This window comes from Pseudomonas parakoreensis (assembly GCF_021602155.1).
GTDB classification, from domain to species: Bacteria; Pseudomonadota; Gammaproteobacteria; order Pseudomonadales; family Pseudomonadaceae; genus Aquipseudomonas; species Aquipseudomonas parakoreensis.
On sequence record NZ_BQHY01000004.1, the window covers coordinates 196,424 to 210,670 of the forward strand.

At 61.5% G+C, this 14,247-nt stretch carries 14 protein-coding genes; 5 read left to right on the top strand and 9 right to left on the bottom strand.

Features of this window, described 5'->3' with window-relative positions; genetic code table 11:
• Positions 1-94: 94 nt before the first annotated feature.
• Positions 95-853 carry an ArsR/SmtB family transcription factor gene (locus L6D63_RS07710; protein ID WP_131671312.1) on the bottom strand — a complete coding sequence of 253 codons (759 nt, stop codon included), beginning with the start codon at positions 851-853 and terminating at the stop codon, positions 95-97.
• Between the two features lie 78 nt (positions 854-931).
• Between L6D63_RS07710 and L6D63_RS07715 the strand changes: the two genes are divergently transcribed.
• Entirely contained in the window at positions 932-2,035 is a 1,104-nt protein-coding gene (locus L6D63_RS07715; protein ID WP_131671311.1) for a cytochrome P450, read from the top strand.
• On the opposite strand, the gene dmeF is transcribed toward L6D63_RS07715, so the two are convergent.
• From dmeF to L6D63_RS07730, 3 genes are all read right to left on the bottom strand, one after another.
• Positions 2,032-2,961 (bottom strand): CDF family Co(II)/Ni(II) efflux transporter DmeF, encoded by a 930-nt coding sequence (dmeF, locus tag L6D63_RS07720; protein ID WP_131671310.1) that lies wholly within the window; start codon positions 2,959-2,961, stop codon positions 2,032-2,034. The two genes, L6D63_RS07715 and dmeF, sit on opposite strands and share 4 nt — an antisense overlap.
• Positions 2,962-2,973: 12 nt before the next feature.
• A complete protein-coding gene (locus L6D63_RS07725; RefSeq protein WP_003223990.1) occupies positions 2,974-3,249 on the bottom strand; it encodes a metal/formaldehyde-sensitive transcriptional repressor in 276 nt (91 codons plus the stop codon).
• Positions 3,250-3,742: 493 nt separating this feature from the next.
• The gene (locus L6D63_RS07730; protein WP_131671309.1) at positions 3,743-4,081 is read right to left on the bottom strand and encodes an FKBP-type peptidyl-prolyl cis-trans isomerase; all 339 of its coding nucleotides are present in this window, start codon (positions 4,079-4,081) and stop codon (positions 3,743-3,745) included.
• 163 nt (positions 4,082-4,244) lie between these two features.
• On the opposite strand from L6D63_RS07730, the gene L6D63_RS07735 reads away from it, so the two are divergent.
• A complete protein-coding gene (locus L6D63_RS07735; RefSeq protein ID WP_095668920.1) occupies positions 4,245-5,324 on the top strand; it encodes a sensor domain-containing diguanylate cyclase in 1,080 nt (359 codons plus the stop codon).
• A gap of 10 nt (positions 5,325-5,334) precedes the next feature.
• On the opposite strand, the gene L6D63_RS07740 is transcribed toward L6D63_RS07735, so the two are convergent.
• A complete protein-coding gene (locus L6D63_RS07740; protein ID WP_027613230.1) occupies positions 5,335-5,643 on the bottom strand; it encodes an RcnB family protein in 309 nt (102 codons plus the stop codon).
• Between the two features lie 426 nt (positions 5,644-6,069).
• Here L6D63_RS07740 and tcuC point away from each other — a divergent pair, with 426 nt between their 5' ends.
• The gene (gene tcuC, locus L6D63_RS07745) at positions 6,070-7,362 is read left to right on the top strand and encodes an MFS transporter (protein ID WP_047293577.1); all 1,293 of its coding nucleotides are present in this window, start codon (positions 6,070-6,072) and stop codon (positions 7,360-7,362) included.
• Between the two features lie 12 nt (positions 7,363-7,374).
• Positions 7,375-8,142, top strand: coding sequence for a substrate-binding domain-containing protein (locus tag L6D63_RS07750; RefSeq protein WP_131671308.1), 768 nt, complete (start codon positions 7,375-7,377; stop codon positions 8,140-8,142).
• Here the strand turns inward: L6D63_RS07750 and L6D63_RS07755 are convergent.
• Positions 8,132-9,046 (bottom strand): LysR family transcriptional regulator, encoded by a 915-nt coding sequence (locus tag L6D63_RS07755; RefSeq protein ID WP_121186034.1) that lies wholly within the window; start codon positions 9,044-9,046, stop codon positions 8,132-8,134. The genes L6D63_RS07750 and L6D63_RS07755 overlap by 11 nt on opposite strands.
• Positions 9,047-9,283: 237 nt before the next feature.
• On the opposite strand from L6D63_RS07755, the gene L6D63_RS07760 reads away from it, so the two are divergent.
• The gene (locus tag L6D63_RS07760; RefSeq protein ID WP_131671306.1) at positions 9,284-11,092 is read left to right on the top strand and encodes a monovalent cation:proton antiporter-2 (CPA2) family protein; all 1,809 of its coding nucleotides are present in this window, start codon (positions 9,284-9,286) and stop codon (positions 11,090-11,092) included.
• 118 nt (positions 11,093-11,210) lie between these two features.
• Here the strand turns inward: L6D63_RS07760 and hcnC are convergent, their stop codons facing one another.
• From hcnC to L6D63_RS07775, 3 genes are read right to left on the bottom strand one after another with little or no spacing between them, the layout of a single operon-like run.
• A complete protein-coding gene (gene hcnC, locus L6D63_RS07765; protein WP_131671305.1) occupies positions 11,211-12,470 on the bottom strand; it encodes a cyanide-forming glycine dehydrogenase subunit HcnC in 1,260 nt (419 codons plus the stop codon).
• Positions 12,463-13,872, bottom strand: a complete 1,410-nt coding sequence (hcnB, locus tag L6D63_RS07770) for a cyanide-forming glycine dehydrogenase subunit HcnB (protein ID WP_047293569.1) — start codon at positions 13,870-13,872, stop codon at positions 12,463-12,465. The genes hcnC and hcnB overlap by 8 nt, the downstream gene beginning before the upstream one ends.
• Positions 13,869-14,183 carry a (2Fe-2S)-binding protein gene (locus L6D63_RS07775; protein ID WP_047293821.1) on the bottom strand — a complete coding sequence of 105 codons (315 nt, stop codon included), beginning with the start codon at positions 14,181-14,183 and terminating at the stop codon, positions 13,869-13,871. Before L6D63_RS07775 ends, hcnB begins: the two co-directional genes overlap by 4 nt.
• Positions 14,184-14,247 lie beyond the last annotated feature (64 nt).

Consider the following 14,247-nt stretch of genomic DNA (forward strand, 5'->3'; position numbering starts at 1 on the left):
GTATCGAGTCTGTCGGATTGGCACAAGGTGCAAAACGGGATCAAAAGATCGCAGCCTTCGGCAGCTCCTACAGGGACTGGGGCAGGGCCGAGAATTATCGGGTGTACGCGATTACTGTAGGAGCTGCCGCAGGCTGCGATCTTTTGACCTTCGCGTCTAACGGCAACTCAAGACCAAACCGCGTACCCATTGCTTTGCGCCCCGCCACGGTCAGTGCCAACGCCCGACTGTCAAGATCCTGCGTCACCCACTTGCGTTTCAACGCCATCTGCAACAACGCCGCGCCCAACGAACCACCCAGATGCGGCCGACGCATGCTCCAGTCCAGGCACGGGCAAGCGAACTTGCGGCGCAAGGTACTCAAGTCCTGTACCTCAATACCCAAGCCCACGAACAGCGCCTCGCCACTCTCGCTCAAGCGATAAGCCCGCTCGCCGGTTTCCACCAGCCATCCCGCCGCGAGCAAACGGTCATGCAGCAACACCGCCAGCGTGCCAGCCATATGGTCATAGCAGGTGCGCGCGAATTGCAGACGATCTGGAGTGTGCGGCTTGAAGCTCGGCACAGCGTTCTGGCCGATCACCATCAACGCTTCCAGCGCCTGCGCCACCCGTTGATCGGCGAGGCTGTAATAACGATGGCGGCCCTGCACGTGCAGGCGCACCAGCGACAGATCCTTGAGTTTGGCCAGGTGCGCGCTGGCGGTAGAGGCGCTGACCTCGGCAACGGCGGCCAATTCAGTGCTGGTGCGGGCGTGGCCGTCCATCAGCGAGCAGAGGATTTTGGTGCGTGCCGGTTCGGCGATGGCGGCTGCCACCTGCGAAACGCCGATGTCTTGATGTTCTGCGTGCATATTTCGTTCCCCGACGAATCGTCCTCGCTGCGAGCTGAAGATACTCGCATCACTTTCCCGACGACAAGGCTGTGCACCATGGACCCGATCATCGCTGCGACGCATGCCGATCCCTACCCTTACTACGCCAAACTGCGCGCCGAGGGCGGACTGACCTTTGATCATGGCTTGAAACTGTGGGTCGCCAGCAGCGCCCGAGCGGTGCGTGCGGTGCTGACGCATGCCGATTGCCGGGTGCGGCCGCTGCAGGAACCGGTGCCCAAGGCGATTGCCTCGGGGCTGGCTGGCAAGGTGTTCGGACAGTTGATGCGGATGAACGATGGCGAGCGTCAGCGCTGCCCACGCTCTGCGGTGGAACCGGCGCTGCAGTTGATCGATGACGATCAGGTACGCGCATTGGTGGCAGCACGGCTGATGACAGCGGACGCGGACGGCTTATATAAGGCGATGTTTCGCGGCCCGGTGTGTGTGGTCGCGACGCTGCTTGGCTTCACCCCGACGCAAGGTCGGGCGATCAGTGAGCTGACGGCGGATTTCGTCGCCTGCCTGTCGCCACTGAGCAATGTCCTGCAACTGGCGGCGGCGCATGCGGCGGCTGAGCAATTGCGCGGTTACTTCATCGAGTTGCTGGCTGAAGCCAACAGTGATTTGCTCCAGGCGATCGAGCAGCGATTCGCGGGGGACAAAGAAACCCTGATCGCCAACCTGATCGGACTCTGCTCGCAGACATTTGAGGCGACAGCCGGGCTGATCGGCAATGCACTGATTGCGTTACGGCGTGAACCTGAGTTGCGCGATGCCTCTGTGGACGCACTGTTGGCCGAGGTTCAGCGCTTTGATCCGCCGGTGCAGAACACTCGGCGCTTTGTCGCACAGGCTTGCGAAATCGATGGCGTGCGGCTCGAGGCTGGCGAGGTGATTCTGGTGCTGCTGGCCTCGGCCAACCGCGATCCTTTGTTAAATGCAGAGCCCGAGCGGTTTCTGCTGGATCGTCCTGACCGGCGCAGTTTCAGCTTTGGCAGCGGCCGGCATCAGTGTCCAGGGCAGACGCTGGCGCTGAGCATTGCCGCTGCGACTGTCAGAGAAATCCTTGATCAGGGCGTGAATCTGCAACAACTGACGTGGCATTACCGCCCATCGCTCAATGGGCGGATTCCACTGTTCAGCGCAGTGCAGCCTTAAGCGCTGCGCAACTCAATGGTCAGGTGCGACAGTTCATGCACCGGCGCCAGCCGTTCGCGAATCGCCTCCGCCGTCACGCCCGCCGCCGCGACCACACTGACAATCGCCGCCCGCGCCTGCGGGCCGACCTGCCAGACATGCAGATCGCTGATGCGCACATCGTCGGAGGTTTCCAGCAACTCGCGGATCTCCGCCGCCACCGGCTCGTCGGTGGTGTCGAGCAGCACCGCGGCGCTGTCGCGCATCAGGTTGTAAGCCCATTTCGCGATGACAATCGAACCGACAATCCCCATCGCCGGGTCCAGCCATACCCAACCGAGATAGCGCCCGGCCAGCAACGCGGCAATCGCCAGCACCGAGGTCAGGGCATCGGCCAGCACATGGACGTAGGCCGAGCGCAGATTGTTGTCGTGATGGTGATGATGATCATGACCGTGGTCATGCTGATGGCCGTGGTCATGGCCGTGATGGCCCATCAACAGGAAGGCGCTGAGGACGTTTACGCCCAAGCCGACAATCGCAATGACAGTCGCTTCGCCAAACGCCACGGTGGTCGGTTCGAACAAACGAAAAATCGACTCGCCGGCAATGCCCAGCGACACCAGCCCCAGCACCATCGCCGAAGCGAATCCGGCCAGATCGCCGACTTTGCCGGTGCCGAAACTGTAGCGGCGGTTGTTGGCATTGCGCCGGGCAAAACCATAGGCTGCCGCGGCGATACCCAACGCGCCGGCATGGGTCGCCATGTGGAAACCATCGGCCAGCAGGGCCATGGAGCCGGTGATGTAGCCGGCGGCAATCTCGCCGATCATCATCACCAACGTCAGCGCCACCACCCACAAAGTGCGGCGGGCATTTTCGTCGTGAGATGCGCCGAGAAACTGGTGATCGTGGCTAAAACGCTCAGCGCTTGGGGTCAGGCTCATGATGCGGATGCTCTATTTGGAATAACGGCGGATGGCTTGCAACAGATCTTCGGCGCCCTGGGCCCGCTGTTCGTCGGTGAGGTCGGGATGCGCCACGTGCTCACGGGTGTGGGCCTCGATGAACTGCTCCATCAACCCGTTGACCGCCCCGCGAATCGCCGCCACCAGGTGCAAGGTCTTGGCGCAATCGGCATCGCCTTCCAGCGCTTTCTCCACCGCCTGCACCTGCCCGGCAATCCGCCGCACGCGGTTGAGCAACTCGTCTTTGTGTTCGTGAATGTGCGACATACCTATACCCCCTACCCCTATATGGCGCGCATAGTCGCCGATGGCTTGGGCAATCGCAAGTTCGGTGAGCCTTCAAGGGATGAACGGGATGCGGAAAGCGATTTCACTCCCCCTGTGGGAGTGAGCCTGCTCGCGAAAGCGGTGGACCTGCTAGTTGCACGGCAGTCGAAATCCGGATCCGATCCGGATCGATGGATCTTGGGGTCGCTTCGCAACCCAGCGGGAGCAAGCTACCTCGCCACAAGGAAAACGGCGCAAAGGAGAATTTCACATGACCAATAAAACAGATGCCCACGTCGTCGCATAAGTCGCCATGGGCCTCAATGAGCGGGATCGGCACCGGGCGCAGAACGCGATGGCAATGGTGACCTGAGTAACCGTGACGAGGGGGATCGCGAAGCGATACCTCAAGAAGGCCTGCTGCGCAGTCCATCGGGGATAAATCCCCTCGCCACAGGTTACATGGAAATTGATTGATCGGCGGTTGCCCGCCTCAATCCTCCCGCGTCAAAACCTCCAGCAACTCAATCTCAAACACCAGATTCGAATTCGGCGGGATCTTGCCCATCGTTCGTTCGCCGTACCCCAGATGCGCCGGCACCAGCAGTTTGCGCTTGCCGCCCACTTGCATGCCCATCAGCCCCTGATCCCAGCCCTTGATCACCCGCCCCGTGCCAATCACGCACTGGAAAGGTTTGCCTCGGCGGTGGGAAGAATCGAACTCGCTACCGTCTTCCAGCCAGCCGGTGTAATGGGTGGTGATCAGTGCACCTTTGACGGCAGCCTTGCCCTCGCCCACCTGGAGATCGATTACCTGCAGTTCATCATTCATGCCATTCACTCTATTGTTCAGCTGGCCGCCGTTTTCCCAGAAATGGCGGCTGTTCGCAACTCATTAACGAAGATTGGCGCTGTATCCGAAGTGACTGCCAACCCATTAAGATAGCCAACCGCCATTACTTCACGGATCGATTGTTCATGCTGGCAGTTCCCGAATGACTGACCTCTGGATCAGCCTTGCCCTTGGCGTTGTCATGCTTGGATTGATCGTCGTCCTGATCTGGCGCGAGCGCGGCTTGCGCAAGCAACTGGACGAATACCGCGAGCTGCTGACCCGCGCCGCCGAACGCCAGAACATCCACCAGGACGGTGACGCCGAGCGTTTCAAACGCAGCCAGTACTTTGCCCGCATCGGCACTTGGGATTGGGAAGTCGACACCGACCGGCTGTATTGGTCGGACGCGATCTACGGCATGTTCGGGTTCAAGATCGGCGAAATCACCCCGTCTTATGCGCTATTCTGCGCCTGTGTGCACCCGGACGACCGCGTCAGAGTGCGCGAGGGTGAATTGCGTTGTCTGGAGACCGGTGAAAACCATGACGAGGAATACCGCGTGGTCTGGCCCGACGGCACGATTCGCTGGCTGCGGGAAACCGGCAATGTGGTGCGCAACGACCACGATGCGGTGATCAAGATGATGGGTGTGGTGCGCGACATCACTGAGGAAAAAGCCTCGGCGAGTTACCTTCAGCACCTCGCCCACTTCGACCCGTTGACCGGTTTGCCCAATCGTCTGGTGCTTGAAGAGCGTTTATCCGAAGCACTGGAACAGGCGCGCCGCAGCCTGACCCGCGTGGCACTGGTGTTTATCGATCTCAATGGTTTCAAGGCGATCAACGACCATTACGGTCACGCCGCCGGCGACCGCGTGCTGATCACCACGGCGACGCGTCTGAAACGCATCCTGCGCGCCACCGACACCGTCGCGCGGATTGGCGGCGACGAATTCGTGGTGATCCTGCAAGGCCTGGCCCCGAGCCTCAACCTGCAGGAGGAAGCCCGCAGCATCTGTCAGAAGATTTTCATCGAACTGTCGCCGCCGATCAGCATCGGCAATGACCAACGCCACATCGGCACCAGCCTTGGCGTCGCGGTATTTCCCGACCATGCGCCGACCATGGACCGACTGCTGCACATTGCCGACCTGGCGATGTATGAGGCCAAGCGCAGTGGGAACAATCAGTATCGATTGGGGGGCGAGAGCCCTGCGCGGCTGCACGCCCAGGGCCTTTGAGTCCGGGAGTTTAACGCTCGACAGGCTGCATCTCGACAATGGTGCCGTTGGTGATCATGACCATCACGTACTTGTCGTTGATCTGCACCCACTGCGCCTGGTCGACCGGTGCTTTCAAGCCTTTCTGTTTCCAGTTTTTCAATGCCTTGTCGCTGCGCTGATAAATGTCTGGAGCGCGGTCGTTGACCTTCAATTCACGGTCGCTGGTCGGCGACTGGACGGTGGGTTCGCTTGAGGTTTGCGCCGCTTGAACAAGTGGGCTGATCCCGGCAATGCCGGCGACGAGGGCCAGGCTGGCGATTAGGGTTTTGCTGTTCATCGGTGAACCTCCTTCAGGTGTGTGATACCTGAACTCCGACTGCGGAGGACTGGAATCATTCCTTGTTTTTTTGCGTGGACTGGCCGGGAATTGTAGTTGTCTGTGAGGCCGCTATCGCTGGCAAGCCAGCCCCCACAGGTTTTCTTGGTGTTGCAGGAACAGCGGGTACACCGCAAAAACGGTGGGAGCTGGCTTGCCAGCGATGGCGTCGGCACATTCAGCCTCTTCATTACCTGACACACCGCTTTCGCGAGCAGGCTCGCTCCCACAGGTTAGACGTGTTTTCAGGATTGATCCGCTTTGCGCATCAATCCATGCCAACAATGCAATTAACATCCTGTTACAGCTGCGCGACCATCCGCCGCAATAACAACCGTGCGCCGCTTCCACGTCGCGCACGTCATAAAAGCGGTGGAGATTTTTTCTATGACAGCCTCAATCCCACACGGCGGCTCGCGGGCCGGCGCCATTTTCCGGGTAACCTCGGGCAACTTCCTCGAACAGTTCGACTTCTTTCTGTTCGGCTTCTACGCCACGCAGATCGCGGCGGTGTTCTTCCCGGCGAGCAGTGAGTTCGCTTCCCTGATGATGACCTTTGCCGTATTCGGCGCAGGCTTTCTGATGCGTCCGCTGGGTGCCATTGTGCTTGGCGCCTATATCGACGACGTCGGTCGTCGCAAGGGGCTGATCGTTACGCTGTCGATCATGGCCAGCGGCACGATCCTGATTGTGCTGGTGCCCGGATACGAGAGCATCGGCCTGTTTGCGCCGGCGCTGGTGCTGATCGGACGGCTGTTGCAAGGCTTCTCCGCCGGTGCGGAACTGGGTGGTGTTTCGGTGTATCTGTCCGAAATCGCCACACCGGGCCGCAAAGGTTTTTTCACCGCCTGGCAGTCGGCCAGTCAACAGGTGGCGATCATCGTCGCGGCGGCGCTGGGCTACGCGTTGAACGCGTGGATGGCGCCGAGCGTGGTGGCCGATTGGGGCTGGCGGATTCCGTTTTTCGTCGGCTGCCTGATCGTGCCGTTCATCTTCCTGCTGCGCCGTAACCTGGCGGAAACCGAAGAATTCGCCGCACGCAAACACCGCCCGAGCATGAAGGAAGTGTTCCGCACCCTCGGCCAGAACTGGGGCGTGGTGCTCGGCGGCATGCTGATGGTCGCGCTGACCACCACCGCGTTCTACCTGATCACCGTGTACGCGCCGACCTTCGGCAAAACCGTGCTGCACCTGAGCACCTCCGATGCGTTGCTGGTGACCTTGCTGGTGGGCGTGTCTAACTTCTTCTGGCTGCCGATTGGCGGCATGTTGTCCGACCGCATCGGCCGGCGCCCGGTGTTGATTGCGATGTCGCTGCTGGCGCTGGCCAGCACCTACCCGGCGCTGTCGTACTTGGTGCAGGCGCCGAGTTTCAGTCACATGTTGCTGTCGCTGTTGTGGCTGTCGTTCATCTACGGCATGTACAACGGCGCAATGATTCCGGCGCTGACCGAGATCATGCCGGTGGAAGTGCGGGTGGCCGGCTTCTCCCTCGCCTACAGTCTGGCGACCGCGATTTTCGGTGGTTTCACCCCGGCGATGTCGACCTTCCTGATCCAGTACACCGGCGACAAGGCCGCGCCGGGTTACTGGATGAGCGTCGGCGCACTGTGCGCGTTGGGCGCCACGTTGTACCTCTATCGCCGCGCAGGCGGCCGTTTGCAACCGGTTGCCGCATAAGGAGCAATCACCTTGAAAAAACTGATCAATCTCAGCGCCATCGCCCTCTTCGCTTTCAGCGCCCTGGCCCATGCTGAACAGCTGAACGTGATGACGTCAGGCGGCTTCACCGCCGCCTACAAAATCCTCGGCCCGAAATTCGCGGCGGCCACCGGCAACACCCTCGACACCCAGCTCGGCCCGTCGATGGGCAAGGCGCCGGAAGCGATCCCCAACCGCCTCGCCCGTGGCGAACACGCCGACGTGGTGATCATGGTCGGCTATGCCCTTGATGATCTGATCAAACAAGGCAAGGTCGACCCGGCCTCGCGGGTCGAACTGGCGGATTCGCGGATCGGTCTGGTAGTGCGTGAGGGCGCGCCGAAGCCGAACATCAGCAGCGTCGAAAGCCTGAAGAAAACCCTGCTCGACGCAACATCGGTGGCCTACTCCGACAGTGCCAGCGGCGTGTACATCGAGAAGGAGTTGTTCAACAAACTCGGTATCGAGGAGCAGCTGAAACCGAAAGCGAAGATGGTCCCGAAAGTCCCGGTCGGTTCAGTGGTTGCCACCGGCGATTATCAACTGGGCTTCCAGCAGGTCAGCGAATTGCTGCCGGTGCCGGGGGTAAGTTTTGTCGGCAAGATTCCGGAATCGGTGCAGTCGGTGACGCGTTTTGCCGCCGGCATCCCGGTCGGTGCGCAGCATCCAAAAGAGGCCAAGGCCCTGCTCGACTACCTCGCCGCGCCTGCCGCTCAGGCTGACGTACAGGCCACCGGGCTGGATTCGGTCAAGCGCTGAGCGTCGGCGGCTGGACTTTCATTTCCACCACCAGCCGTTCCAGCTCCAGTGCTGCCGGGGTCAACGTGCGACCCCGGCGCTTGATGATGCCGACACTGCGCATCACTTGCGGATCGGTTAGCGGCACCCGGGTCAGGATCGGATGATCCGGCCCGGGCATCGCCATCAGCGGCACCGCCGCCACGCCAAGCCCCGCTTCCACCAGACCAATCATCGTCGTCACATGCCGCGTCTCGCAGATGCTCTGGCGTTGCGGCACCACTCGGCTCAAGGCCTGATCGAGCAGAAACCGGTTGCCGGACGTCTTGTCCAGCGAGATGTAATCCTGCTGATAGAACTCGTCCCAGCTCACGCTGCTGCGCCCGGCCAACGGATGATCACGGCGACAGGCGACAACGTAGCACTCCTGCACAAGCGGTTCGAAATCGACTTTGGCATCCTGTGTGCCGATGAAGCTCAAACCGAAATCCGCCTCGCCATTGACCACCGCACTGAGCACGTCGTGGGCGCTGGAATCGAGGACTTTGACCTTGATGCGGGGAAATTGCCGGTGATAACGGGCGACCACGCGCGGCATGAAGTAGTACGCCGCCGACGGCACGCAGGCCACGGTGACGTGGCCCATTCGCGTCGAAGCGACTTCGCTGATGCCCAGCAACGCCACATCCAGATCGTCCAGCAAACGCTCGACACTGGGCATGAAGCCGCGCCCGGCCTGAGTCAGGCTGACTTTGCGCGTGGTGCGTTCGAACAGTTTTACGCCGAGGGCGTCCTCAAGCTTTTCGATGCGACGGCTCAAGGCCGGTTGTGACAGGCGCACGGTGTCGGCGGCCTTGCGGAAGCTGCCCTGTTCGACCACGGCGCGAAAGGCTTGCAGGTCGTTGAGGTCGAAGTTGATGGCCATGGCGGACTCGGAAAGACTGATTCGCGAAGGCTATCAATGTAACCATTTGATGCAAATTATTACAGACTTACACTGAACCCTGTAGGAGCTGCCGCAGGCTGCGATCTTTTGATCTCCGGAATCAAGATCAAAAGATCGCAGCCTGCGGCAGCTCCTGCAGCGGATCTTCGGTGGATCTTGAATCGTTTCAGCCTTTATCCTTGTCACCCCCGCCGTACCGCTGTCAGGAGTCAACCCATGCCCCATGAAGGCAACCTGTTACAAGCCGCTGTCGTGTTTCTGTTCGCCGCAGTGCTCACCGTGCCCTTGGCCAAACGTCTGCAACTGGGCGCGGTGCTCGGTTATCTGTTGGCGGGGGTAATCATTGGCCCGTCGGTGCTCGGTCTGATCGGTAATCCGCAAAGTGTCGCGCATATTTCCGAACTGGGCGTGGTGCTGCTGTTGTTCATCATCGGCCTGGAACTGTCGCCACGGCGCTTGTGGGTGATGCGCAAATCGGTGTTTGGCGTGGGCCTGGCGCAGGTGCTGCTGACAGCGGCAGTAATCGGCGTGCTGGCGTTGTATGTGTTCGGTCAGCCGCTGAACAGTGCAATTGTGCTCGGCCTTGGCCTGGCGCTGTCGTCCACCGCATTCGGCCTGCAGAGCCTGGCCGAGCGCAAGGAACTCACCAGCCCGCACGGGCGGCTGGCGTTTGCCATTCTGCTGTTTCAGGACATCGCCGCGATCCCGTTGATCGCGCTGGTGCCGATGCTCGCCGGCAGCGCGCATGCCACCAGCAACGCGGAAAGCCTGAATCACGGTTTGCAAGTACTCGGCGGGATCGCCGTGGTGGTGGTCGGCGGGCGTTATCTGTTGCGTCCGGTGTTCCGCGTGGTGGCGAAAACCGGTCTGCCGGAAGTGTCTACCGCCACCGCATTGCTGGTGGTGATCGGCACGGCGTGGCTGATGGATCTGGTCGGCGTGTCGATGGCCCTCGGGGCTTTCCTTGCCGGCCTGCTGCTGGCGGACTCCGAATATCGGCATGAGCTGGAAGCGCAAATCGAGCCGTTCAAGGGCTTGCTGCTCGGGCTGTTTTTCATCAGCGTCGGCATGGGCGCCAACCTGAGTCTGCTGCTGAGTGCGCCGATCACCGTGCTGGGCCTGACGCTGTTGCTGATCGGCTTGAAGTTGCCGCTGCTGTTTGTGGTCGGGCGCCTAGCTGGTGGGCTGACCAAGGTCAGTGCGATTCGCCTGGGTATCGTGCTCGCCGCCGGCGGTGAATTTGCCTTTGTGGTGTTCAAGATCGGGCGCGATCAGGGCTTGTTCGAACCGCGCCTGTATGACTTGCTGGTGCTGACCATCACCTTGTCGATGGCCTTGACGCCGTTGCTGCTGCTGATCTGCGCACGGCTGGTCAGCCCGAAAGTGCAGCCGGTGGAAGTACCGGAGAAATTCCGCGAAATCGATACCGAGGCACCGCGCGTGGTGATCGCCGGCATGGGCCGGATGGGCCAGATCGTGGCGCGGATTCTGCGAGCGCAGAACTTCAAGTTCGTCGCCCTCGACACTTCGGTGGAAACCATCGAACTGTCGCGCAGTTTTGGCGGCGTACCGGTGTTCTATGGCGACCCGATGCGCCCGGAAATCCTCAATGCGGCAAAGGTTGGCGAGGCGGAATACTTCGTGATTGCCACGGACGATCCGGAGACCAACATCAAGACCGCCGAGATCGTGCGCAAGCTGTATCCGCACATGAAGATCATCGCCCGCGCACGTAACCGTCAGCACGTGCACCGCCTGGTGGATGTCGGCGCCGAGCCGATTCGTGAGACCTATTACTCCAGTCTGGAAATGAGCCGCCGTACCCTGGTCGGCCTGGGTTTGACCCAGGCTCAGGCCGATGCGCGGATCAAGCGCTTCAAGCACCACGACGAGCAGGTGCTGGAGGCGCAGCACGCCGTTTACGACGACGCGGCCAAAGTCCTGCAGACCGCTCAGGAAGCCCGCGCGGAACTGGCGCGGCTGTTCGAATCGGATCAACTGGAAGAGGAAGCGCGCAAGGCCTGACGTCCTTGCACAGATCCAAACTTCAGGCCGACAGCACCGACGCCTTCGCGGGCAAGCCCGCTCCCACAGGTTTTGTGAACGACCGAAAACCCTGTGGGAGCTGCCGCAGGGGATTGGATCAGGCCAGCTCTAATTCCCGTTCTTGCTTGACCGGCGCCACCTCAAACCGATCCGCGAGGAACGGTGTGATATCCAGCGGCAGTGCTTCCTGGTTGACCAGTTTATCCAGCAGCACCCCGGTAATCGCCGAGGTCAGGATGCCGGTGCGGAAGTGTCCGCAGGCATTCAGATACCCTTCCACCCCACGCATCGGCCCGAGGATCGGCAGCTCATCCGGCGACCCCGGACGCAATCCGGCCCAGGTGCGCTTGAGATTGACGTCCTTGAGTTCCGGCAGGCAGCGCACCGCGCCCTGCACCAGTCCGGCGATTTCCGGGTAGGTGGTGGTGACGTCGAAGCCTTTGTCTTCGGTGGTGCTGCCGATCAGGATCTCGCCATTGTCCTTCTGCGCCACATAGCAGTCGCTGGTGGTCAGGCAGCCGTTGAGGATCTTCGGCATGCGTTCGGTCAGCAGGATCTGGCCCTTGACCGGCTTCACCGGAATCCGCACACCGGTGGCCCATTCGCTCAAATCCGCCGCCCAGGCGCCGCCGGCGTTGATCAGGGTCTTGCAGTGGAACACGCCCTCTTCGGCCGTCTGCACGCCGGTCACGCGGCTGCCGTGGTGCAACACGCCAGTGACGTTGGTATTGACGAAGATGTCGACGCCGTTCTGCCGCGCACCTTCCATGTAGGCATCGGCGAGACGGAACGGGCTGACCTGGTGGTCGCAGAGAAATTCCAGTGCCCCACGAGCCTCATGGCTGACGCTAGGCTCGGCTTCGCGCAGCGCAGCCTGATCGAGCCAGCGCACCTGATCGGCCAGATGCGGAATGCAGCCGACAATGTGCTCGGCGTAGAGCCGGTCTTCGTCGTCATAAATGACGAACTTCAGTCCGGTCTTTTCAAACTTGAAATCCATCCCGTGCTTGTCCTTCAACTCGCGATGCAACGCCGGGTACAGCGCGTTGGACTGCAAGGCGAAATCGAAGAACGACTCCGGCAGGATATGCGGCGTGCTGGCGTCCACCGCGACGGCCGCGCCCTGGGTTTCGCGTTTGCGGTTGGCCGACATCATGCGGAAGAAAATCACTCCGCAGCCCAGACCCACCGACTCGCCGATGGCCCACAAGCCGCCGGCCGAAGCGCGGGTTGCGTTGCCCGGGCGTTTGGCGTCGATCAACGCCACCTTGAGGTTCTCGCGCTTGGACAATTGATAGGCGCAGGACGCCCCGATCACGCCGCCGCCAGCAATGATCACGTCATAGAACTTACTCATGGGAAACGGCCTCCGTGCCGCCGGACTGGAACGCGGAAAAAGGAATCGGATCGATCGGGAAACGCGGACGCAACCAGCCAACGTCCTTGCGCCCGGTCGCCTGGCGCAGGCGATCGCTGCAGTAGCCGACGCACATCCGGCCCTGACAATCGCCCATGCTGACGCGGGTGCGCATCTTCAGGCTGGCGATGTCCTGCACGCCTTGCTCCAGCGCCAGATCAATGTCCGCGCGGGTCGCATGTTCACAGCGGCAGATCACCGTATCGGCAGCCGGCAAGGCGGTCTGGCCGACACCACGTTCGGTGTAGCGATCAACAGCCGCGCGGAAGCGCACGATGGATTTGAGTTTGCCCAAGTAGCGGTCGCGGCGTACCCGTGCCAGATCCTCTTCGATAATCCCGCGTTGCAGCAGGATCGAAGTGGCAGCGATTCTGCCGGCGAGCATCGCTGCTTCACCGCCGCGAATGCCGCCCATGTCACCGGCCAGGTGCACATGCGGCTCGTTGCTTTGTTGCCAGCTGTTGGCATTGGCGCGCAGGTAACCGTCGTCGCTGAAACCGTGGTCGAGGCCCATCTGCTGACTGAGCTGGGTGCGCGGGATAAAACCGTAACCGACCGCCAGGGTCTGGGCTTCGAAGCGCTCGATGCGTGTCAGGTCCGGCTCCCAGGTGGCCGAGTACGGTGCCACGCTGACGCTTTTCAGCTCGCCGTCGCCGTGAGCTTCGACCACGCCCCAGCCGTAGTTCATCGGAATGCCGTGCAGTTTCAGGTAAGCGAGCATGCTCAAACCATCGAGGAACAGCTGCGGCTTGTTCAGCAACGCCAGGCTTTCGCGGGCGATCTTGCCGAAGGCGCAGGCTTCGTATACGCCCGCGACCTTGACGCCGGACGCGTGCAGCTGCGTTGCCACCAGCGGCAGCAACGGCCCGGTACCGGCGATGACCACCGGCCCCTGCGGCTTGACCACGCCACTTTTGATTTGCAGTTGCAGGCCGCCGAGCATGATCACCCCCGGCAGGGTCCAGCCGGGAAACGGCACGCTGCGTTCGTGACAACCGGCGGCCAGCAGCAATTGCGGATAATCGATCTCATGCAGTTGCTCATCGCCATCCAGCACCACCAGGGCACGGGTGCCTTCGGCGCCAACCACGCGATGATTCAGGCGCACGTCAATCAGCCCGGCCTGTTGCTGAAAATCACCGTGCAGTTTGCTCAGGGCTTCGGAATAACGTGGCCCGAGGTAATCCAGTTGCACGCCGTCACGCAACGGCCCGCGATAGACCACTCCACCGAGGCGCGAAGCCTCTTCGAGCAAGGTGCAGCGCACACCATGGCGCGCCAGCTCGATGGCCGCCGCCATCCCCGCCGGACCACCGCCGACGATCACCGGTTGCAGGCTCATACGACCTCCTGCTCGTTGATGCGGTTGACCCGGGTTTCAATCCGCATACCGTCGCGCACCACCGTCTGGCAGGCTCGGCGCTTGTGCCGACCGTTGATTTTCACCAGGCAGCACTGGCACACGCCCATGCCACAATAGGCGCCGCTGATCTGGTCATGATCGTTGCGTGCGACCTGGCGCACACCGAGGGACTGGATAACGCTGAGGACCGTTTCACCGATGGCCGCGCTAACCGGTTGGCCGTTGATGTGGACAGTCATATCCGCCTGGGTCAGGGGCTGGATATCAAAGGTGCGTTCGAGGCAGTGCATTACGATGTTCATCCGTGAAAAGTTTCAGGGGGAGTTCTACGTCAGCTCCTTGCTGCACTCTGCC

What these genes read in the sequence shown, in the direction of transcription:
- L6D63_RS07710 (WP_131671312.1), bottom strand. Translation starts at nt 853, where the DNA reads ATGCACGCAGAACATCAAGACATCGGCGTTTCGCAGGTGGCAGCCGCC.
- L6D63_RS07715 (WP_131671311.1), top strand. Translation starts at nt 932, where the DNA reads ATGGACCCGATCATCGCTGCGACGCATGCCGATCCCTACCCTTACTAC.
- dmeF (WP_131671310.1), bottom strand. Translation starts at nt 2,961, where the DNA reads ATGAGCCTGACCCCAAGCGCTGAGCGTTTTAGCCACGATCACCAGTTT.
- L6D63_RS07725 (WP_003223990.1), bottom strand. Translation starts at nt 3,249, where the DNA reads ATGTCGCACATTCACGAACACAAAGACGAGTTGCTCAACCGCGTGCGG.
- L6D63_RS07730 (WP_131671309.1), bottom strand. Translation starts at nt 4,081, where the DNA reads ATGAATGATGAACTGCAGGTAATCGATCTCCAGGTGGGCGAGGGCAAG.
- L6D63_RS07735 (WP_095668920.1), top strand. Translation starts at nt 4,245, where the DNA reads ATGACTGACCTCTGGATCAGCCTTGCCCTTGGCGTTGTCATGCTTGGA.
- L6D63_RS07740 (WP_027613230.1), bottom strand. Translation starts at nt 5,643, where the DNA reads ATGAACAGCAAAACCCTAATCGCCAGCCTGGCCCTCGTCGCCGGCATT.
- tcuC (WP_047293577.1), top strand. Translation starts at nt 6,070, where the DNA reads ATGACAGCCTCAATCCCACACGGCGGCTCGCGGGCCGGCGCCATTTTC.
- L6D63_RS07755 (WP_121186034.1), bottom strand. Translation starts at nt 9,046, where the DNA reads ATGGCCATCAACTTCGACCTCAACGACCTGCAAGCCTTTCGCGCCGTG.
- L6D63_RS07760 (WP_131671306.1), top strand. Translation starts at nt 9,284, where the DNA reads ATGCCCCATGAAGGCAACCTGTTACAAGCCGCTGTCGTGTTTCTGTTC.
- hcnC (WP_131671305.1), bottom strand. Translation starts at nt 12,470, where the DNA reads ATGAGTAAGTTCTATGACGTGATCATTGCTGGCGGCGGCGTGATCGGG.
- hcnB (WP_047293569.1), bottom strand. Translation starts at nt 13,872, where the DNA reads ATGAGCCTGCAACCGGTGATCGTCGGCGGTGGTCCGGCGGGGATGGCG.
- L6D63_RS07775 (WP_047293821.1), bottom strand. Translation starts at nt 14,183, where the DNA reads ATGCACTGCCTCGAACGCACCTTTGATATCCAGCCCCTGACCCAGGCG.